Consider the following 16,199-nt stretch of genomic DNA (forward strand, 5'->3'; position numbering starts at 1 on the left):
GACATGCCGCTTTCCCTCAGACGGCCTTGGTCGGACGCTTACCGATTGCGAGTGGAGCCTCGATCACCTCGGTAAGAGCTCTCAGAGCCCCCGCTTCGACGACGCAGTCGTAAACCACCTGTTTGTCGTACATCCGTCCTGCGGAGAGGGGTGGGGGGTCGCCGACTGCCTTCAAACAGTTCACCCGCTTCATCGGCAGAAGGTGATGGTGAGCCGTCTGTCCGCTTTGATGAAAATCATCGGTCAAGTAACTGCCGCTTAGGACCGGGGCCTCTCCTCCACGACAAACACGTATTCGTCGGGAAGTGCGGAATCGCTTACGACAATGCTGTCACCAGCCTTCGGCTGTTGGCCATCGGCGCGGGTGAGCCGACCAATCAGGCATTTGCCTCGCCCGCGGGACGTTGCACCTAGCAGTTTCACTCCAACTCTGCCATGAATCCGCTGATATGTATCTGAATAGAGTGTACTTCTATCAGGAGCGACCTCGCCGCATAGCTTGATCTTCTTTCCAAGAAAAAGCTGAGGGTCACTTTGGACCTGTTCGATGGTTACCTGATTCACCGCTGCTGTCTGCAAGGCCACGGCAACTACTATCGAGATCATGTCGCAAACTCCGTTTCGTTAGCAGTCCTGGTGGTCTGATCGCCCGCCCAGCTCGTGCCCCAAAGCCCAGCGGAGAACCTAGGCGTTCGGGTAGCGGTCCAACGCTGCAAAAGCGTGACGTATTCTGGGTGTGAACGGACAAGCCGTTTTTCCTCGAATGCCATTTATCGGACGCTTCCCTTCAGCCAGCGCCTCTGAGGAGCCGTCCACGTCCCAGTCTGTTCGAAACACCTGTTTGTACATCGCCCCATATGAGGGCGCCACGGCGCCAGCGGCGGCTTTTGCGGGGATTGCTCCACCTGCCGGCCGAGAGTGGGTGGTGAGCAGCCTGACCGCTTACCGCAGGTAGAAAATGATCGCTGCCGTCTATGCTGAAGGACCGTAGCGTCCCCTGCCATCGCGGTTCGCCACTCTGCATGTGTTGATTGATGCCGTCGAAGCTGCTGCTAGTGCCATATCGAGTGCCATGGCCAAGGCCTCAGCTTTGCCCACAGCACCCCCCTCTAAATCAGCTCGCCTGAAGCTTCATCTTGTCGAGCGCCGAGCGAAGCCCCTTCGCGAGCTTCGCAGCATCCTGGTTTGCCCAGAAATGCATGAAGAAAAGTCGCGGCTGGTCATCGAGCATGTGATTGTGGAGCGCAGTCACCTCGATGCCACTCGCGCGAAGTGCGCGCATCACCGGGTCGACCTCACTCGCGACCAGCACGAAATCGCCGGTAATCGCAGCGCGGCCTGACCCGGTGGGCTGGAAGTTGATTGCCGTGGCTGTGCCCATTGAAGGCGGAGTCTCCATACCCTGGTCGGTGAGCCTTTCCGCACGCGGGAAGCTGTATTGGAGAACCCCGCCATTGGCTTTGCCCTTTGCGCCCATCAGGCGGTCAAGCGCGGCAGCGTCAATATCGAGAGGCGGCGAGCTGCCTGCGCCCGCCGACGGCGGTTGCGAATCCCGGGAAGGCCCGGCGAGCGGCGTCCGGCTTTCGGCCAATGCGGCACGCAAGGCGGTCGCGAGTTTTACCGGGTCGCCATGCCCAGCGATGTGCAGGTACATGGTGGCGGGCGAGGAGCGCAGCAGATGGTTGTGGAGCGCGGTGACCGTGAAGCCGCCAGCTAGCAGCCGGCTCATCACGGGATTCACTTCCTCGTGCGTCAGCACGAGGTCGCCCATCACCATAACGTCGTCGCCCAAAGGCTGGAACGCCGCCCAGGAGCCGAGTGCCAGGACAGGCTTAATCGCGACACCATCGAGCGAGACACGGAGATCGGAGCGCGGGAAGCCGTAGCGATGAACACCCCCCGCCTGCTCGGTGCCGGGGCGCCCAAGCGCAGCATCGACCTTGCTCCAGTCGGGTGCCGCCCAGGCAGGTGCGGCGAGAACGGCCGCGAAAACGCCGGCCAAAATGGATTTCCTCATCGTCCCTCTCCAATCATCAGCAATGGGGCATGGCTATGCTTTGCGCTCCTGGAAGCGTCGAAAGCAATCATCCATGTGATATGTGGCGATCAGCTGATGCTATCGTTAGAGAACGACAGCTATCAGAGGGACACCGGATCGCGGCGATAGACGGGAAGTGGGGCAGCAGCGGACCGGCAGCTTCTTACCCGTGAGCGGACGCGGCTAAGCGTCTGAAGGACCCGTCCACCCGGTACGAGCAAGGGTGCCCACGAGGGTAGATCGAGCGATGCCGAAATTTCGGCATACCGCCGCTTTGCTTGTGCCGGATGCCAGTGCTTGGATAATCGCTTCCATCTTTTCCGCATCGATCGTTGGCGGCCTTCCACCCTTGCGTCCTCGGCGCTTTGCCGCGGCGAGGCCGGCCATTACTCGCTCACGTGTCAAAGCTCGCTCGTACTGTGCCAAGGCACCGAAAAGGGAGAACAGCAGCTCGCCGTGGGGGGTGGTCGTGTCCATCTGCTCGGTAAGCGAGCGGAATGCGATACCCCGCTCTTTCAGGTCCGCTATGATCGAGAGGAGGTGGGGCAAAGAGCGCCCTAGGCGGTCAAGCTTCCAAACCACCAGTGTGTCACCTCCCGCCATTTAGCTGAGGCAGGCTTTGAGGCCTGGGCGATCGTCCCGCGCGCCGGAAGCCTTATCGGTATGAATGTGCCGCGGATCGACACCTGCTGCGATCAGCGCGTCGCGCTGCAGATCCACCGATTGACGATCATCGGCGGATGACACTCGCATGTATCCAACCTGCATGTACGACAAACCTCCAAAATTAGCTTTTCGCACACTGCGCCAAAGCGACAGGGTTTGTCGATCACTTTCAGAGACAGGGCGATTGCGGATGTGAATGAGCACGCTATCTGGCGGCATTCTGATCGAGATATATGTCAGTTGCCCGATCCGATGACGAGGCAGTCGCGGGCGGCTTGAACGATTTCGGTGTTGACCGCCTCGACATGATTGAGCGTCATGATGCGTCGCATTTGAGCGAAGATGCGCTCCATCAGTCGGAAGTTGCCCCGGGTGATCCGGATCACCGCGGCTTGCGCCTCGATCGCGTCGAGATCCGTGGGATCGAAGGTGATGGCGAAGTCGGCGGCATGCGTTGCCAGTAGGAGGCGCATTTCCGTCTCCGTAAGCGGCTTGAACTCGTGAACGAAGCCAATGCGAGAGTAAAGTTGGGCGTAGCGCGCGAGCCGCTTTTCGAGTCCGGGCATGCCCATCAGAATCAGGCCAAAACCGTGTCGATCAGCCATATCGCGGAGGTGTTCGAGCGATTTGATGGTCAGACGATCGGCTTCGTCGACGATGACGAGCGGGCAAGCGAGTCGCGCTTTTTCATAGGTAGCGCCTTCATACGATCCGGTCGCGACCGTCATCCGGGCAAAGCCGATTTTCAAGACGCCGTTGCCCAGCAGGAGATCGATCGATTTGGGCGTGTTGCTGATAGCGACGGTGTAGAACACGGCGCGGCACTGCGCGATCTGATGGGCCAGCGCCGGACCAATGGGGTCCATGGCGCCATAACCCGTTAGATCAGGAAACTTGGCGAATTCGCGAGCGGATCGTGTTTTGCCGACGCCGGGGCGGCCGTGGCATACGCCTATGTAGCGATAATGGGCGCACGCCTCGGCGAACTCCACGAACCGAGCATGCTCTCGCGTCGGCAAGAAGGGCTGCTCGACCGGAAACTCAATCGTCAGCAGCGTAGAGCCGGAGCCCGCGGACGGCGGTGGGCCGGGGAGCCGGACTCGCTTGGTCGCCATCGCTAGGCCGTAAACTCATAAACGGCCTTGAGGTTTTCGGGTCTGCGTGATTCAGGCTCTCCATTGCGATGGAGGCTTGATGGCGCGATGGCGATACGAACTGACGGACGGGGAATGGTCGATTATCGAGCCGCTTCTGCCCAACAAGCCACGCGGCGTTCCCCGGGTGGATGATCGACGGGTCCTGAACGGCATTCTCTGGCGGTTCCGCACTGGCTCGCCGTGGGCCGAGATACCCGATCGCTACGGCCCCTCGACCACCTGCTACAACCGGTTCGTCCGCTGGCGCAAAGCCGGGGTATGGGACCGGCTGCTAGCCGCAGTTTCCGCCGCCTTTGAAGGCGAGATCGTCATGATCGACTCCACGTGTGTCCGCGTCCACCAGCACGGTGCGACGGGTAAAAAGGGGGGGGGCAGATCGCGGCATGGGACGTTCCCGAGGTGGCCTCACGAGCAAGATCCATGCGCTCGTTGACGCTGACGGTCGTCCCGTCGCTCTGCGGCTGACCGGCGGCCAGGTCCACGACAGTCAGGAAGCCGAGGCCCTGCTCGAGGCCATGCCGGAGGGCGCAACCCTGCTCGGTGACAAGGGATACGACAGTAACGCCATCCGTGAAGCTGCCGCCGCCAGGAATGCTTGGGCCAACATCCCAGCGCGGTCCAACCGCAAGAAACGCTTCGCCTTCTCGGGCTGGCTTTATCGGCAGCGCAACCTCGTCGAGCGCTTCTTCAACCGTATCAAACACTTCCGGGGCATCGCCACTCGCTATGACAAGTGCCCCGAAAACTACCTCGCCGCAGTCAAACTCATATGCGCACGCATCTGGTGTGCAGCGTAATGAGTCTACGCCCTAGCCTCCATCGTCGTGGGTTGATCCAGGTCGCGATTTTTAGCGTCACGGCGCGCTCGCTGGATGTCGCGCAGGGACGGAGCGGCCAAATGCTCAGGGCTGAGGGCTCGGCAGACGAACCAGCCCTCGTGATAGACATGCACCTCGGTCAAATCGCGAGGGTCATAGAGTACCGTGACCATCTCGCCGACGAAGGCAGCTAAGGTCGGTTCAACATAGCGACGGCCTAGCAGGCGAATACCGTCGCGCAGTACCTTGCGAAGCTTCGGAACGTGTACAAGTAGCATGTCGAGCTGGTCGAGGCTGTCAGGCATAGCCGGCAGAAAGCCGCCCTTCTGCCAGCGGGCAACCGGCGCTTCGCCTGTGCTGCCGTGAAGGCGCTGGTGATAGACGCCGCATACGAATGCCTCGAAGCGGGCGCGCAGATCGCCCAACGAGAGGGTTGGTGGCGACAACGGCTTGGCGCGGATGAGATGCCCGGGGAGGTCGGGCAGGAACATATCATTGATGGTGCGGAACAGCCGCTCGATTTTGCCGCGGCCACGAGGGCGCCCCGGCAGGGAATGGGTCAGGCGTATCTTCAGCGCCATGCATGCCTGTTCGACATGCTCGGATACGAAATCCGCGCCGTTATCGACGTAGAGCTGCTCCGGGATCCCGCTGACGATCCAATCGGGATCGGCCTTGCGCCAGATGGCATGGCGAAGCGCAAGCGCGGTATCGAGCGCGCTCGGCGCATCTAGGCTGATGAAATACCCCGCAATGGCGCGGCTATGATCGTCCAGCACGACGCTCAACCACGGTCGGACTGGCTTCCCAGCATCGTCCAGTACTAGAATGTCGAGCACGGTATGATCGGCCTGCCACATTTCGTTGGAAGCCGAGGCTTCCCGACGGTGCACCAGTTCATGATGGTCGCGGTAGGCGGCGGGATCGGTCGCGGCGGCGATCCGCCTTTCCGGCACGCTGCCCACAATGCGGCAGATAGACGAGTAGCTGGGTGCCCGCCCCCCTTCAGCAACGGCAAGCGCCGCCACCTTACGATGGATGGCGCTGACCGGCGGCCGCGGCCGCTTGGTCGCCAGCTCGCGCACGACGGCCAGTAGGTGGTCGGGCACATGGACCTTGCCCTGATCGCTGCGAGACGAGCGGCCAAGGCCGCTTAGACCTTCGACACGGTAGCGTTGAAGCCATCGCTGCAGCGTCCGCTCGCTAGCGACGCCGGCACGCGCCAGGTCCGCGAGCGTAACGCCATCGATCAGGTGCGGCTCCAATGTCCGGTAGCGTTCGACTGCCAGCGGTGGAGCGAGCGCCGGATGCCTCACCGCAGCAGCCTCAACCGAAAAGGTAGGAAAACGGAGAATTGTTTGCCCATGGCGCTGCCAATCAGCTGGAATTGCGAAACCGGACAATTCCAGGTAAACCTACCCGGTAAAGAAAACTAAGGCAACATAATCCACGGTATGACGACTTTTTTGCCAAATACCTCCTCCTCGCCTTTGCACGGGGTTCTCGCATGAGGATTGGGTACGCGCGTGTCTCCACAGCTGAACAAAACCTCGATCTTCAATGCGACGCTTTGACCGCCGCGGGTTGCGAGAGGATCATCACGGACAAGGCATCCGGCGCAACCGCCGCCCGCCCGGGCCTGGAAAAGCTGAGGGAGCAACTCCGCGCTGGCGACACGCTCGTGGTATGGCGGCTCGATCGGCTCGGCCGATCGTTGCGTGACCTGATCGGGTGGATGACCTACCTTGAGGAGGAGGAGGTCGGCCTACTCAGTCTCCACGAGGCGATTGATACCACCACCACGGCAGGCAAGCTCACCTTTCACCTGTTCGGCGCGCTCGCCGAGTTCGAACGCAACCTGATTCGCGAGCGTACTCAGGCTGGACTGGCAGCGGCACGGTCACGCGGCAAAAAGGGAGGGAGACCGACCGCACTCAGCAAGGACAAACGAGATCTGGCCGTAAGGCTATATCACGAGAACCAACTGCCGATTGCCAAAATCTGCACGATGCTCGGCATCTCCAAGCCGACGCTATACGCTTATGTCCGGGCGGACGAAGCGGCTGAGAGGGCAGCGTGAACTGCGGCAGTCGCTTACAGGCGGACAGTCAGCAATGATGCGAGGGTGCTGAGAGCCAGGCACTTCGTCACCTATCGCCGGAACATCAAGAGCTTGGCATCTGTGCGATGATGCGGCGGATATCATGCACGTCAATGGACCACTTTAGCCCGGTATGATCATAGGTTCGGGTCACCTTGCCGCGAAGGGCACGTTCCAGCAGGCCTCCTGTGATCAATGTTCCGAAACCCGAATGCTCGCCTACTGGGGCGGAGAATTCTTGTTGGTGCTCGGACCAATGGAGCGAGAAGGCGTCATCATCGACGTACCAAGCGATCGAAACATGGCCCGCACCCGAATGAAGTGCTCCGTGTTTGCATGCGTTTGTTGCCAACTCATAAAGCGCCATCCCTAAGGATTGGGCGGCGGCGGTATCAACAAGTACGGGCGGCCCATCTACGCTCAATTGTTTTACTGCATCTCCCACAACCGGATGCACCTGAGACAATATCAATTCGCTTATTGCAATAGGCTCGCTTGCCTTCTGTAAAAAAATATCTTGCGACCGGCCGAGTGCCACAATCCTCTCAATGATATCATCTATGATGCCCAGATCGACTTTACCGGTAAGGGAGGCTTTGACCAGTCCTTGCAGAACGGAAAGCAGATTTTTAAGGCGGTGACTACTCTCCTTTGCGACACTTTCTGTCGTCGCTTGGGCCAGCTTCATCTCGGTGATGTCGATGTTAAGCCCCACGAGGCGGGTGGCTCGATTGCTGCCGTCCAGGACCACTCGTGCGCGATCGTGGATCCACCGAACGGTGCCATCATCACGGACGATCCTGAACTCATGGTCGACCAGCGTGCCGTGTTCCAGCGCACGAGCGGCAACTTCCTGAACCTCGCTCAAATCATCTGGATGAATTGAGGCAAGCCAGTTATCGACCGTTGCAGGCCTGTCAGGTGACCAACCATACAACGCATAGGTCGAAGGAGACCAACTTAGCTCCTGCCGCTCAAAATCGAATGAGTAGGCTGAGACTCCGCCAACCTCCTGAGCCAGCTGAATCCACTCTTGCGCGTACGCCAGCTCCGCCTCGGTTTGTCGTCGGCGAACGCTATCTCTTTTGAGCAACTCCAGTAAGGCTGCTTTGGCATCAGCACCGCTCAGCTCCAGCACGCCTCGCTCGAGCGTCGCCATTTCGGCTTGCCACGAATCAAAAGTCTCACCGTTCATATGCCCCCCTCGACACATTTACGCGATCAAGCACTCACGTCCGAGTGTCCCGTTTGAAATGTTGACCACTTGCTGAGCCGAAGCCCGCGCAAAACGCTGGATCCCTTCAATCCTACAATCATGAGCTTAGCGCAGAAAGCTGCTAGTTTGCAAACTAGTTGCCTGTAATGTGCTAGCGGCACATTTACCAAAAAACCGAACTGTATTGTGGGTACTAAGCCCTTGGTGAAACGATCTATCAACTTCTCCCTCTATTCAGTCATACAAGCGCCCTTACAGCAGGGCGCGCAGAGGAGGTAGGCCGAAGGGTTCGGTTGGCTTGACGCCGCCCATCCCGACGATCGTGCCTTCGCGGAAGCAGCCTTCGTCTCAGCCAACGCGGCGCGGGAGCCGTTCAGGGTCGAATACCGGCTTCGTCATTCATCCGGAACATACCGCTGGGCCATTGATGCCGCCAGCCCCCGGTTCGGCGAAGCCGGCGAGTACCTGGGCTATGTCGGCTCGGTCATCGACATCGATGAACGCCGCGAGGCCGAGGAACGTCTGCACCGCAGTGAGGAACAGCTCAGGCTTGCCACCGAGGCGGCAGAGATCGGGCTGTGGGACCTCGACATGGAAACCGACACGCTGTTCTGGCCGCCGCGCGTCAAGGCGATGTTCGGCATCTCACCCGACGTACCCTGCTCGATGGCGGATTATTATGCGGGTCTCCATCCCGACGATTTAGAGCAGACCTCGTCCGCCTTTGCCGCCGCGCTCGATCCCGACGCACGTGCGCTGTACGACGTTGAGTATCGCACCATCGGCAAGGAGGACGGAGTCGTCCGCTGGGTGGCAGCGAAGGGACGGGGCGTCTTCGACGAGACGGGCCGTTGTCGCCGTGTCATCGGCACGGCCCTCGACATCACCGAGCGCAAGCGGACCGAGCAGATGCTGAAGGACATCAACAGCACGCTCGAACAGCGGGTGAAAGAGGAGATGGCCCGCCGCGGCGAGGCCGAGGAGGCGCTGCGTCAGGCGCAGAAGATGGAGGCGGTCGGCCAGCTCACCGGCGGCATCGCGCATGATTTCAACAACCTTCTGACCGTGGTGACCGGCAACATCGATATGGCTGGGCGTGCGCTGGAGTCCGCCGGTGTATCGGACACGCGCGCGCGGCGCGCGCTTGACAACGCCATGAAGGGTGCGGAGCGCGCAGCGTCGCTGACGCAGCGACTGCTTGCCTTTTCGCGCCGGCAGCCGCTTGCTCCGAAGCCGCTCGACGTGGACAAGCTGGTCAGCGGCATGTCCGACATGCTGAACCGCGCGCTCGGGGAGATGGTGCAGCTCGAGGTGGTGACGAGCCCGGGGTTATGGCGCGTCGAAGCCGATCCCCCGCAGCTCGAGAGCGCCATCCTCAACCTGGCCGTGAACGCCCGAGACGCCATGCCTGACGGCGGCACGCTCACGATCGAGACGGCCAACGCTCGTCTTGATGAGGAATACTCAGCGGCGCACGCCGAAGTCGCGCCGGGCCAGTATGTCGTAATCTCCGTGTCGGACACCGGTCGTGGCATGGACCGCGAGACGATCGCGCGTGCTTTCGAACCGTTCTTCACGACGAAAGAAGTCGGCAAGGGCACCGGCCTGGGATTGTCGATGGTCTATGGCTTCGTCAAACAGTCCGGGGGGCACGTGAAGGTCTACTCCGAGGAGGGGCAGGGGACGACGATCAAGATATATCTGCCCCGCCTGATGAGCGTCGAGCGTGAGGAGGGGCACGAGATCATCTCTGAGCTGGAGGTCAGCCCGGAACAGGAATGCATCCTCGTCGTGGAGGATGATGATGACGTCCGTTCCTACTCGGTCGATTGCCTGCGCGACCTCGGCTACCGCGTGATCGAGGCACATGACGGGCCTGCGGCGCTCCGTCTCCTCGAACGGCATGGCGCAAGCGTGGATCTGCTATTCACCGACGTGGTCATGCCGGTCATGTCAGGCAAGGAACTCGCCGACCTCGCGCGTAAGGCGCAGCCGCAGCTGAAGGTCCTCTACACCTCGGGATACACGCGCAACGCGATCGTTCATGGCGGGCGGCTCGACGCGGGGGTTGAGATGATCGCCAAGCCGTTCACGGTCAGCGCCCTCGCACAGAAAATCCGGGACGTGCTCGACACGGGGAAGAGCCGCCGGTGTTGATCGTGGAGACCGATGCCACCGTACGCCTGCTAGCCGCCGAAGCACTGACGATTGCGAGCTACGGAGTCGAGGAGGCCGCCAACGCTGCCGAAGCGCTAGGCAAGGTCCGTGCGGCACAGGGACGGTACGACGCCGTCGTCATCGGCGGTCGTCTGGCCGATCGTGCCGGGGATGCTCTGGCGTCGGAGCTCCGGGCGCTTCATGCCGATCTTCCCCTGGTTCTCGCGGGAGACGGCGATATGGAAGCGATAGCAGCGAAGTTTGACAGCGATCGCTGCACGTTCCTTCTCCACAAGCCCTTTAGCGGTGCCATGCTGGTTGCCGCGATCAAATCGGTGCGTGAAGGTTGCGGCGCTTAACCCTAAAGCATCGCCGCCCTCGAAATGATGGGAAGCATGCGGTGCGGCCACCACTATTATCCGAGCCGCCGGCAAGCTCGTTCGAATTCCGCTCCGAGGTTACGTTTGATGATACAAAGCTTATTCCGCATCAACGCGCCTGCCTGGGCGAAAACATCGTCTCAAACCACCATCGTCTGTAAGAACGGATGCAGGCGTTCCCGCCAAATAGCGCGATGAGATCGCCGCCACCTACCGTGAGCGGTTACATGCGGAAATAGGTTTGTCGCTCAGGGTGTCGACAAACATGTGTTTCCCGACAGGGAGCAGAATCAAATAGGAGGGGAGCGCTGTTACGAGGATGTCAACCGCCAGAGGGTGAGGAGTCTCTCCAAGCGTTTGACACATCGCGGCCGCTTTGCCGGTTGAGGGCCTTCGGGCCTCATCGAGGTCTCGTTGCACTGTCTTGAGAGAATAGCTAAATGGATCGCCACATGATCCACACGTCTCGAGTTGTCCCATGACAGTGCAGATTAACATCACTGCTAATGGTCGCATGAGCCTGCCAGCTGACATCCGCAAGCGCTTGGGGCTTATGAGTGGTGGTGCGGTGTATCTGGATGAAACTGAAGATGGCGTTGTGCTGCGCACCGCTTCTCAGGCCGTTGCTCGAGCTCAAGCATTGGCCAAGCAGTACACCGGTGACAATCCAGACGCATCTGTGGAAGCGTTCTTGGCCCGTCGCCGGGAGGAAAGCGGAGAATGAGCATTATACTCGACGCAAGCGCCATAATCGCCATGCTCAGAGGCGAACGTGGCGCTGCCAAGGTGGCGTCCGCTATCGCGGAGGCGCGGGTGAGCAGCGTGAACTATGCCGAGGTCGTCACGCACTTTGTTCATGCCGGCATGCCAGAGCGCCAGGTTGACGCCATGCTTGGTCCGCTCCCGATGACTATCGTTCCCGCAGACAAGGCGCTCGCTCAAATAGCGGGCAGACTTCGGGCGCATACGGCCGAAGCGGGCTTGAGCTTGGGTGATCGCTTCTGTCTTGCGCTCGCAAAGCGGGATGGTCTGCCTGCCTGGACAAGTGATCAGAACTGGAAGAAGATCGCGGAAGCCGTAGACGTCAAGGTGATCGCCATCCGCTGATCGCAGCGAGCCCGAGGGCAGGGGAGGGCGCCTCGTTTCCTGGGGTGAGCGGTTGACGGGTCTGAGGGTAGGGGTTTGGTTCGCTGGCTATGCCCCAATTCCAGTCGTTCAGCGTCGCAATCGTAGAGCCCGGACCTGCGTTGGCTTATCTCCGACGGCGAAGGGTGGGATGGCGAGGCTTGGGACATTCCTGCCGTTCTCGCATAACGTGTCTAACGGCAGCTCTCGCCAGAACCTGCCTCTTCGTCGGCATAAAGCCGCTTGGCAGCTTGGCGCCCCATTGCGGTCATTCAGGCTGCCCGTTGCCGATCACGAAAGCCGCCGCTCGCCCAAGGCGCGGGACCTACGTTCGGTATTGGGTGGCTTTCGGCCCGTCTGCTTCAAGCATGCAAAGGCAGGAAGCGGACGGGCCGATCAATTCTCCCTATCAGGGCGAGATGGCGTTCAAAATTGCTTGTTCGACGGGAGAATAGTCTCCGTCCCTACGACACAGGGAGATTGGCTCGCGCGGCAACAAAGGCGGTTGAGCCATGAACCGCGGCCCTGTTCCACGGTGCCGTTGCGCGGCGTGCACAAGAAAGGGGTGGCACAAATACACCGTGCCAGCCTTGCCCAGAGCCAAAGCCTCTCGCCGGTGCGCCGAGCTGGCAAACCCGTCAGCGGCAAGCTCGCGAAGCGTCAAGCCAGCCTCCCCTGCGGGGGCGAGTTGCCTTGCGACATCGGCATGCGAGCCGACACGAAGGCGGGTCGGTGCATCATCGACACCGACCTCCGAAAACAGGAACAGCATCAGCAAGGCTCGTCCCTTGCTGCTGACATTAGCGCGCCACTCCATAAAGTCCGGGTGTTCGTAGCCAAAACTCACATCGATGTGCCAACCATCGTCCCCGGCGGCCTCTTCGGAGGGGAAGCGGACTGGAAAGGTTCCCAGCCTGTCGCGCGGATACCAGCGCCCAGCACCGACCAGCTGATCAAATGCCGCGCAGAGCTTCGGCGTGTTCGCTGCCTCCTGAAACGGAGCTTGGCTGAACTGGTCCAGGCGAATGACCGGGCGGGTCCACGATGCACGATCATCGGGATCGCAGCCGGTGGCTTTCCACAGGATAGCGCGGGCCTGCTCAGCGGTATGTTCGCTGAATGCCGCATCGATACGGACGAAGCCGTCGCGCACGAACGAGGCGACGTCATCTGCGCTGAGCGCAGGAGCTGTTTGGTCTCGCATAAAGTCTCTCAAAAAGGCGTGGGTCATCGGGCGGAAAAGCCGCCGGGTGAGCCGAAACCGGCCCGCTTAGATCAGCGGGAAGGCGGACGCGCGATTGAGAGTGATGAACTTCATAGGCTCAACATACTGCAATGTGCCGTTGAGGCAACATGAATGGCCGATTCCAGGAAACCGGAAAACCGCTCCATACGTCAGCTACGGGGTCGTTGGCGGACGCTCGGTCTCGAGTTCGCGGCGCCGACCGCTAAGCGCCCTACTAGTCGGCGTTCAGGCGATCAAAAAAATTAGCCCAAAAGCGGACTATCGCTCCAGACGAATTTTCACCGTTTATGATGCATGTTACGCCATCGAACAATATCGCAATTGAACCGCACCGGGTTTGCCGGAGGCCCCAATTCCTGAGAGGAAGGGTCTACGATGAGCAAGACGACGAACAAGTTTGCACCGGAGGTACGCGCCCGCGCAGTTCGGCTGGTGCAGGATCACGAGGGCGAGCATCCGTCTCGCTGGGCAGCATTGGTATCCATCGCCGAGAAGATCGGCTGTTCGGCGCACACGCTGAACGAGTGGGTGAAGAAGGCCGAGGTTGACAGCGGCAAGCGTGCCGGGGTCCCGACCGACCTTGCTGACCGGCTGAAGGCGCTGGAACGCGAGAACCGTGAACTGCGGCAGGCCAACGAAATCCTGCGCAAGGCATCGGCTTATTTTGCCCAGGCGGAGCTCGACCGCCCGTTCAGACGATGATCGCCTTCATCGACGAGTATCGTGGGGAGTATGGGGTCGAGCCGATCTGCCGGGTTTTGCCGATCGCCCCATCCACCTATCATGACCAGGATGCCAAACGCCGCGACCCGTCGCGGCTGTCCGTTCGTGCGCGACGAGACCAGGCGCTGAAGCCGGAGATCGTGCGGGTCTTCGCCGAGAATTTCGGCGTCTATGGTGTTCGCAAGGTGTGGCGGCAGATGCGACGCGAAGGGTTCGACATTGCCCGATGCACGGTCGCGCGGCTGATGCGCGATCTCGACCTCCAAGGCGTAGTCCGGGGCAAGCCGGTGCGCACCACGGTCAGCGACAAGACGGCGCCGTGCGCGCTCGACCGGGTTAACCGACAGTTCCATGCACCAGCGCCGAATATGCTGTGGGTCTCGGATTTCACTTACGTCGCGACCTGGGCGGGGTTCGTCTATGTCGCGTTCGTGATTGACGTCTACGCCCGCTACATTGTGGGCTGGCGGGTCAGCCGGGCAGCCCATGCCGGCTTCGTGCTGGACGCTCTGGAGCAGGCTATCCACGAGCGGCAGCCGGTTCATCGGGGCGGCCTCATCCACCACAGCGACCGCGGCAGCCAGGGCGGATTCAACCGGTCGTCGCAACACCAGCTCCCTACTGCGGGGTGAGGAACTGGTCGAGGACTTCTGCGGGGGCCTTCCATCCGAGCGTCTTGCGCGGGCGCGTGTTCATGGCGTGAGCAACCGCGTCGAGTTCCTGCATCGAGTGCCGGCTGAGATCGGTGCCCTTCGGGAAGTACTGGCGGAGCAGTCCGTTTGTGTTTTCATTGGAGCCACGCTGCCACGGGGTTTGCGGATCGCAGAAGTAGATTTCCAGTCCGCTGTCGACCCGGAGCGTTGCGTGCTGGGCCATCTCGGCACCTTGGTCCCACGTTAGCGACTGACGGAGTTTCTCTGGCAGCGCCCGCATGGATTCGGCGATGGCTTTGCGGACGGCTTCGGCGCCATGCCCGGCAAGCGGCGGGCCGTTCTTGATCCGTTGCCCGCGCTGATATCCCTCCTCGCGCGGCAGGTGCAGCAGCATTGTAAATCGCGAACTGCGTTCGACGAGGGTGCCGATCGCCGAGCTATGCAGGCCCAAGATAAGATCCCCTTCCCAGTGTCCGGGAACAGCACGATCTTCCACTTCCGGAGGTCGCGCGCTGATCATGATGGCGTCCCCCACGAAGGATTTTCCACGGCCGCGGGTTCGTTCGCGGGGTACGCGAAGAGCGCGGCCGGAACGCAGGCAAGCCGTCAGCTCCCGGCGCAGGGCACCGCGTCCCTGGACGTACAGGGACTGATAAATAGCCTCGTGGCTGATGCGCATGGCGGGATCCTCTGGGTAATCGATCCGAAGCCGATGGGCGATCTGCTCCGGGCTCCATGCAATCGACCAGCGCCGATTCTGTCGAAGTACGGCGCGCCGCTTCCTCCATACCACCTCAGGGCCGGCAAAGCCGATGCCATCCGCATTCGTGACCCGGCCAGCAAGACGCTCCTCGACATAAGCGCATAGAGCAGAGTTTCTGGCCAGCTTGCTCGGACGCGGGCGCCGAGCTGCGCGTTCAGCGTGCCACTGCGCGACGCTGGCACGGTACTCCAGATTGCCGCCACGCGTGGCAGCGTTGCGCCGTACTTCGCGCGAGATCGTGCTGGGCGAGCGCCCCAGCTTGCGCGCGATCGCACGGATTGCCGATCCTGTGGCAAGTTCGATGGCGATTTCTTCCCGCTCGCGAAAGGTCAGAAATCTTCCGCTGGGCGCGGGCGCCGAAGGCGCCAGATGGGTTGGCGGCATACCTCCCGAACTCCGAAACCAGCGCGGCCCGAGCGGCGTCGAGATGCCAGCATCCGCAGCAGCCTCCTCGCTCGAACGCCCGCGGGCGATGAACTCCCAGAAGCGACAATGATGCTCACGCAACCACGCAGATGGACGCCCGGGTGAATGCAGCTTCTCTCGGGTGCACCGCTCTGATGCTCTTCGACCTGCCATATTCGCAACCTCCAATTTGCTGGTGTTGCGACGACCGGTTGAATCCGCCCAATATGTATCTATCAAGTACACCGAGCGCCTCGCTGAAGCCGGGATCGAACCTTCCGTCGGCAGCGTCGGCGACAGCTACGACAATGCTTTGGCCGAGACTATCAATGGCCTTTACAAGGCCGAGGTGATCCACAGGCGCGGGCCTTGGCGATCCTTCGAAGCCGTCGAGTACGCCACGCTCGAATGGGTGGACTGGTTCAACCACCGGCGGCTGCTCGAGCCTATCGGCAACATCCCGCCTGCCGAAGCCGAAGAACAATATTATGCTGCCGCCGGCAACATCGATATGGCAGCGTGACTCACAAACCAATGCCTCCGGCAGACCCGGTGCGGTTCACATAGGCATCAGACATCACCTCTCCTGTGGAGCCAGATGTATGCTATTCGCCGCCCACACCAAGCGGCTTTTGCCTAACCCGAAGGAAGAAGGGGCGATGACCGACTTCTCTGCGGACCGAACGAATGGCTTACCGGCCGTTCGCGACCGAGGCTGTGTAGAAACGCTGTTTCGTGGTAGACTTTCCCG

General features: G+C 61.1%; 14 protein-coding genes, 4 pseudogenes and 1 other annotated feature. Of the genes and pseudogenes, 9 read left to right on the forward strand and 9 right to left on the reverse strand.

Features of this window, described 5'->3' with window-relative positions:
• Positions 1–16: 16 nt before the first annotated feature.
• The 5 genes and pseudogenes from B215_RS21435 to B215_RS0116060 all read right to left on the reverse strand — a co-directional run bounded on the left by B215_RS21435 (position 17) and on the right by B215_RS0116060 (position 3,819).
• On the reverse strand, positions 17–247 hold the full coding sequence (locus B215_RS21435) for a hypothetical protein (protein ID WP_152997927.1): 231 nt from the start codon (positions 245–247) through the stop codon (positions 17–19).
• A gap of 11 nt (positions 248–258) precedes the next feature.
• A complete protein-coding gene (locus tag B215_RS21625; RefSeq protein ID WP_160327967.1) occupies positions 259–606 on the reverse strand; it encodes a hypothetical protein in 348 nt (115 codons plus the stop codon).
• A gap of 508 nt (positions 607–1,114) precedes the next feature.
• Complete coding sequence (locus B215_RS0116050) at positions 1,115–2,017, reverse strand: DUF1259 domain-containing protein (protein WP_026009340.1); 903 nt, start codon at positions 2,015–2,017, stop codon at positions 1,115–1,117.
• A 204-nt stretch (positions 2,018–2,221) separates the two neighbouring features.
• A pseudogene (locus B215_RS20290) lies at positions 2,222–2,806 on the reverse strand (recombinase family protein).
• 134 nt (positions 2,807–2,940) lie between these two features.
• Positions 2,941–3,819 carry an AAA family ATPase gene (locus B215_RS0116060; protein WP_019370667.1) on the reverse strand — a complete coding sequence of 293 codons (879 nt, stop codon included), beginning with the start codon at positions 3,817–3,819 and terminating at the stop codon, positions 2,941–2,943.
• A gap of 79 nt (positions 3,820–3,898) precedes the next feature.
• Here B215_RS0116060 and B215_RS21010 point away from each other — a divergent pair.
• A protein-coding gene (locus B215_RS21010) for an IS5 family transposase (RefSeq protein WP_152997926.1) occupies positions 3,899–4,658 on the forward strand; the annotation gives its coding sequence in 2 pieces (ribosomal slippage) (positions 3,899–4,233 and positions 4,232–4,658; 762 coding nt in all).
• 5 nt (positions 4,659–4,663) lie between these two features.
• Here the strand turns inward: B215_RS21010 and B215_RS0116070 are convergent.
• A complete protein-coding gene (locus B215_RS0116070; protein WP_236704534.1) occupies positions 4,664–6,082 on the reverse strand; it encodes a Mu transposase C-terminal domain-containing protein in 1,419 nt (472 codons plus the stop codon).
• Positions 6,083–6,186: 104 nt separating this feature from the next.
• On the opposite strand from B215_RS0116070, the gene B215_RS0116075 reads away from it, so the two are divergent.
• The gene (locus B215_RS0116075; RefSeq protein WP_019370670.1) at positions 6,187–6,759 is read left to right on the forward strand and encodes a recombinase family protein; all 573 of its coding nucleotides are present in this window, start codon (positions 6,187–6,189) and stop codon (positions 6,757–6,759) included.
• Between the two features lie 85 nt (positions 6,760–6,844).
• Here B215_RS0116075 and B215_RS21015 read toward each other — a convergent pair whose 3' ends face one another.
• Positions 6,845–7,975, reverse strand: coding sequence for a sensor histidine kinase (locus B215_RS21015; RefSeq protein WP_058805479.1), 1,131 nt, complete (start codon positions 7,973–7,975; stop codon positions 6,845–6,847).
• Positions 7,976–8,299: 324 nt separating this feature from the next.
• Between B215_RS21015 and B215_RS22160 the strand changes: the two are divergent.
• The 5 genes and pseudogenes from B215_RS22160 to B215_RS0116095 form a co-directional block, all read left to right on the forward strand.
• Positions 8,300–8,509 (forward strand): annotated as a pseudogene (locus tag B215_RS22160) (PAS domain-containing protein); the annotation flags it as partial.
• A gap of 63 nt (positions 8,510–8,572) precedes the next feature.
• Positions 8,573–10,153, forward strand: a complete 1,581-nt coding sequence (locus tag B215_RS20295) for a PAS domain-containing hybrid sensor histidine kinase/response regulator (protein WP_237718469.1) — start codon at positions 8,573–8,575, stop codon at positions 10,151–10,153.
• Positions 10,147–10,512, forward strand: a complete 366-nt coding sequence (locus tag B215_RS21690; RefSeq protein ID WP_019370673.1) for a response regulator — start codon at positions 10,147–10,149, stop codon at positions 10,510–10,512. Before B215_RS20295 ends, B215_RS21690 begins: the two co-directional genes overlap by 7 nt.
• Before the next feature lie 499 nt (positions 10,513–11,011).
• The gene (locus B215_RS21025) at positions 11,012–11,257 is read left to right on the forward strand and encodes an AbrB/MazE/SpoVT family DNA-binding domain-containing protein (RefSeq protein WP_082664500.1); all 246 of its coding nucleotides are present in this window, start codon (positions 11,012–11,014) and stop codon (positions 11,255–11,257) included.
• Positions 11,254–11,640 (forward strand): PIN domain-containing protein, encoded by a 387-nt coding sequence (locus B215_RS0116095; protein ID WP_019370674.1) that lies wholly within the window; start codon positions 11,254–11,256, stop codon positions 11,638–11,640. Before B215_RS21025 ends, B215_RS0116095 begins: the two co-directional genes overlap by 4 nt.
• Before the next feature lie 427 nt (positions 11,641–12,067).
• Here B215_RS0116095 and B215_RS0116100 read toward each other — a convergent pair whose 3' ends face one another.
• Positions 12,068–12,889 carry a phytanoyl-CoA dioxygenase family protein gene (locus B215_RS0116100; protein WP_019370675.1) on the reverse strand — a complete coding sequence of 274 codons (822 nt, stop codon included), beginning with the start codon at positions 12,887–12,889 and terminating at the stop codon, positions 12,068–12,070.
• A gap of 390 nt (positions 12,890–13,279) precedes the next feature.
• Here B215_RS0116100 and B215_RS20305 point away from each other — a divergent pair.
• Positions 13,280–14,211: pseudogene (locus B215_RS20305) on the forward strand (IS3 family transposase); the annotation flags it as partial.
• Positions 13,561–13,677, forward strand: a sequence feature (AL1L pseudoknot). (Overlaps the previous pseudogene by 117 nt.)
• A gap of 34 nt (positions 14,212–14,245) precedes the next feature.
• Here B215_RS20305 and B215_RS0116115 read toward each other — a convergent pair.
• Complete coding sequence (locus B215_RS0116115; protein ID WP_082664503.1) at positions 14,246–15,622, reverse strand: IS30 family transposase; 1,377 nt, start codon at positions 15,620–15,622, stop codon at positions 14,246–14,248.
• On the opposite strand from B215_RS0116115, the pseudogene B215_RS0116120 reads away from it, so the two are divergent.
• Positions 15,603–15,971: pseudogene (locus tag B215_RS0116120) on the forward strand (integrase core domain-containing protein); the annotation flags it as partial. The gene B215_RS0116115 and the pseudogene B215_RS0116120 overlap by 20 nt on opposite strands.
• Positions 15,972–16,199 lie beyond the last annotated feature (228 nt).

The organism is Sphingomonas sp. ATCC 31555 (assembly GCF_000282895.1).
Lineage (GTDB): Bacteria > Pseudomonadota > Alphaproteobacteria > Sphingomonadales > Sphingomonadaceae > Sphingomonas.